This window comes from Microbacterium sp. (genome assembly GCF_036277215.1).
GTDB lineage: Bacteria > Actinomycetota > Actinomycetes > Actinomycetales > Microbacteriaceae > Microbacterium.
In genome coordinates, this window is sequence record NZ_DASUNI010000323.1 from 1 (window position 1) to 3074 (window position 3074).

General features: G+C 66.5%; 4 protein-coding genes. 2 read left to right on the forward strand and 2 right to left on the reverse strand.

Annotated elements, in window-relative coordinates; translation table 11 throughout:
* A partial coding sequence (locus VFX99_RS15625) for an AfsR/SARP family transcriptional regulator (RefSeq protein ID WP_329667214.1) occupies positions 1 to 552 on the reverse strand: 552 nt, incomplete at its 3' end.
* A gap of 217 nt (positions 553 to 769) precedes the next feature.
* On the opposite strand from VFX99_RS15625, the gene VFX99_RS15630 reads away from it, so the two are divergent.
* Entirely contained in the window at positions 770 to 1444 is a 675-nt protein-coding gene (locus tag VFX99_RS15630) for a hypothetical protein (protein ID WP_329667215.1), read from the forward strand.
* Between the two features lie 168 nt (positions 1445 to 1612).
* Entirely contained in the window at positions 1613 to 2116 is a 504-nt protein-coding gene (locus VFX99_RS15635) for a hypothetical protein (RefSeq protein ID WP_329667216.1), read from the forward strand.
* 64 nt (positions 2117 to 2180) lie between these two features.
* Here the strand turns inward: VFX99_RS15635 and VFX99_RS15640 are convergent, their stop codons facing one another.
* The gene (locus VFX99_RS15640) at positions 2181 to 2792 is read right to left on the reverse strand and encodes a glyoxalase (protein WP_329667217.1); all 612 of its coding nucleotides are present in this window, start codon (positions 2790 to 2792) and stop codon (positions 2181 to 2183) included.
* Positions 2793 to 3074 lie beyond the last annotated feature (282 nt).

A 3074-nucleotide genomic window follows, 5' to 3' on the forward strand; every position in this document is an offset into this window, starting at 1 on the left:
CAACGGTGCCTCGGCGACGCGGGCGGGCGCCAAAGCGGCGACCTCCCGGACCTCCCCGGCCTGGAGCTGGGCGTCCAGGAGCAGCTCCTCGACGCCGAGACGCATCTCCTCGAGGCGACCGGCAGCGATCTGCGCCGGCTCCCAGTCGATGAGCTCCATGAAGGGTTCACCCCGCCACAGCGCGAGTGCCTCCGAGAACGTATGCGCGGCTCGCTCGGGCTCCCCCAGCGCCAGCTGCTGCGTACCTCGCGTGACAAGTCGTTCGAATTGCTCCGCGTCGATCTCGATGTGCTCGTCGCTCAGCCGGTAGCCGTGCGTGGTCGTTTCGATCTCTGCCGGCGCGATATGCCGGCGCAGACGCATGATGCACCCGGGAATGATCTTGGCCCACGAGGCCGGCCAGTCGTCACCCCACAGCGCCGCCGCGAGGGATTCGACCGGCAGGGCCGCACCCAGGCGGACAGTCAGGGCACCCAGCACGGCACGATCGCGCGGGGCCAGCGGAATCCGGCCGTCGTCGAGTGTCAGCGCTCCGAGAACGCGCACCTGCATAGGGTCACTGTGCGCCCGACTCGCAAGTAGGTCAAGACGGCTGATATCGGGTGGATACCGAGCCGACGACCCGCCGATATCCTGTCCTACATCGGCGGGTCCTCCACTGATCGAGCAGTATCGCGCTGCACGGGTCGAAAGGGGACATGACATGTGGACCTCACCACGGCAAGCCGGCGCGACGCGGGGCGGGCACGCGCGGCGGGAGGCGGTCGTCATGTCATTGCTGGCGTTGGCTTCCCTCACCGCGTGCACTGCGGCCGATGCGCCGTCACCGGCATCCACCGCCGGGGCGGACGCGCCCGCACCGTTTCCTGAGAGCGGAGAAATAGCCGCAGGCACGTACCTCGTGACCGGCTACACGGTGCCGTTCGAGATCACCGTCCCGGGCGGCTGGTCGTCCGGCGAGGGCGCAGGGCTGGTCAAGGACGACCCGGACCACCCCGATGATGGGGCCGTCTTCGTGATCTTCTGGCCCGCCGACTACGTCCCGACGGACGCATGCGCGTGGCAGGAGGCACTGGTCCCCGTCGGTCCGACGGCGGAGGCGTTCGTCGATGCGATGACGGCGCAGACATCGACGGCAAGCACTGCACCCGTCGAGGTCATGGTGGGCGACTACTCCGGGTTCGAGTTCGACCACTCCGTCGAGGGCGACACGGACATCCGCGCGTGTGACACCGGCAGGTTATGCATCCACTCCGACAGGGCGCGGGAGTGCGGACGCTGGTACTCGTATCCGAGCGAGCGCGAAACCTACCGAGTGGTCGACCTGAACGGCGAGCGTGCTGTGCTCGCGGTGGGCCAATTCCACGACACGACCAATCCGGCGTTGACAACCGAGGCACGCGCCATCTTCGACTCGATCGTGTTCGTCAGACCCGAGGAATGACGGCCGATATCGCACCGATATCGCGGTGACGCTCGCCGATATCCGGCCGATAACGGGCCACCGTTCACTTGGTCCAGCAGCAATCGCGCGGCAAAGCTCCTTAGAGAAAGAGCAGTCAGCGCAGCTGATCCGAACCGGAGGGACGCACCGATGAACGAGTCCTCGCCTGTGGCGACTGAGACCCCACCAAGTAACCCGACTCGAGGTCGGCTTCGACGCAACCTGCCCTGGGTCATCGCCGCGGTTGCCGTGCTGGTGGCGGCCATCGCGATCGGTTTTCTCGTCGTCGATGAATCGAGCGATCCCAAGCCGGTCGCACAGCTGACGCAAACCGATCCTGCCTCAGGCCCCATTCCTCTCGACGAGGAGACGGCCGTGAACTGGGGAGTGACCGAGGCCGACTTCGTCTCCTACGGCTCGTACGGAGCTTTGCAGATATGGAGCACCACGAAGCCGGAAGCGAAGCGGTGCCTCGCGGTGGTCGTGGAGAACCGCATCTCGGTGTTCCGCTGTGCAGCACCGTCGCTCGACACCATCGTCGACTTCGACATCGACCCCAACCTGGTCCCCCGCGCGCCATCCGGGGAGCCGGCGGCGAACATCCGATTCGTCCTGCACCACGAAGTCGTCGACGTGTATCTGGCACCGAATCCGGAGGGCGGGTTCTACTGAATGAGTCCCGGGGCAAGCGCCCCGCCGAGGTGGGGCCCGCGGTTGCGCCGTGCATCCCAACCGCTTACTGCGCGGCCGCCCACTCGAAACCGTCGGGATCCGTGAACGGGGCAGCATCCCCGGTGATCGACAGCCGATGCGATCCCGACCCGTCGGCCGGCACCCCCGCCACCTTCGCGAGGCCCCGCCGCTGGTACAGCGCCAGCGTGATCGGGCTTCCGGGGTCCCCCAGCTGGACGTACTTGCGCCCGTACGCCTTGGCGACCGGGATCCCCTGGTCGACATAGAACTGCTTGCTCGAGCCGACGTCCTCGACGCCGAGCTGCAGCACGAACTCGTCGATCCGCCGCGTGGCGGGGCCGGCGTCCTTCTTCGAGGACGACGCGATCGTCCAGATGGCGCCGTCCGGCGCCTGGACGACTCCGCCGTATCCCCACAGCGACTTCGCGCCCGGCTTCAGTGATGTCGCGCCGGCCGAAAGGGCGCTGTCGATCAGACCGTCCACAGACGATGGCTGCGACACGACGAGCGAGAGCGTGAAACCGCGGAATCCGGACGTCGGCTCGTCAGTGGAACGCAAGCGCACGCGATCTCCGAGTTCGAACGCGACACCGTAGAAGCGTTCCGCGGCCGTCGTATCGGCCACCCCCAACGTGACGTAGTCGATGGTTGCCATGGCCACCATGTTAGAAACGGCCGAGCCGTTGCGCTTCTCCTCCTGATTTCTCCTGACGCTTCGTCGCAAACGCAAGGGGCGGAGCGACATCCGCTGCGTCTGTTTACCTGGACTCACCGGTGCACCACGCACCACGACAACACCCGATAGTCACAGCAAGGACTAACCATGAGCAGTACCACCCCGCAGACCACACGCGTGTCCCGTCTGTCCACCGAGACGAAGGCCGCTTTCAAGACCACTGAGTTCATCGCCTACGTGGTCATCCTCGTCGGCATGTTC

What these genes read in the sequence shown, in the direction of transcription:
- VFX99_RS15630 (WP_329667215.1), top strand. Translation starts at nt 770, where the DNA reads ATGTCATTGCTGGCGTTGGCTTCCCTCACCGCGTGCACTGCGGCCGAT.
- VFX99_RS15640 (WP_329667217.1), bottom strand. Translation starts at nt 2,792, where the DNA reads ATGGCAACCATCGACTACGTCACGTTGGGGGTGGCCGATACGACGGCC.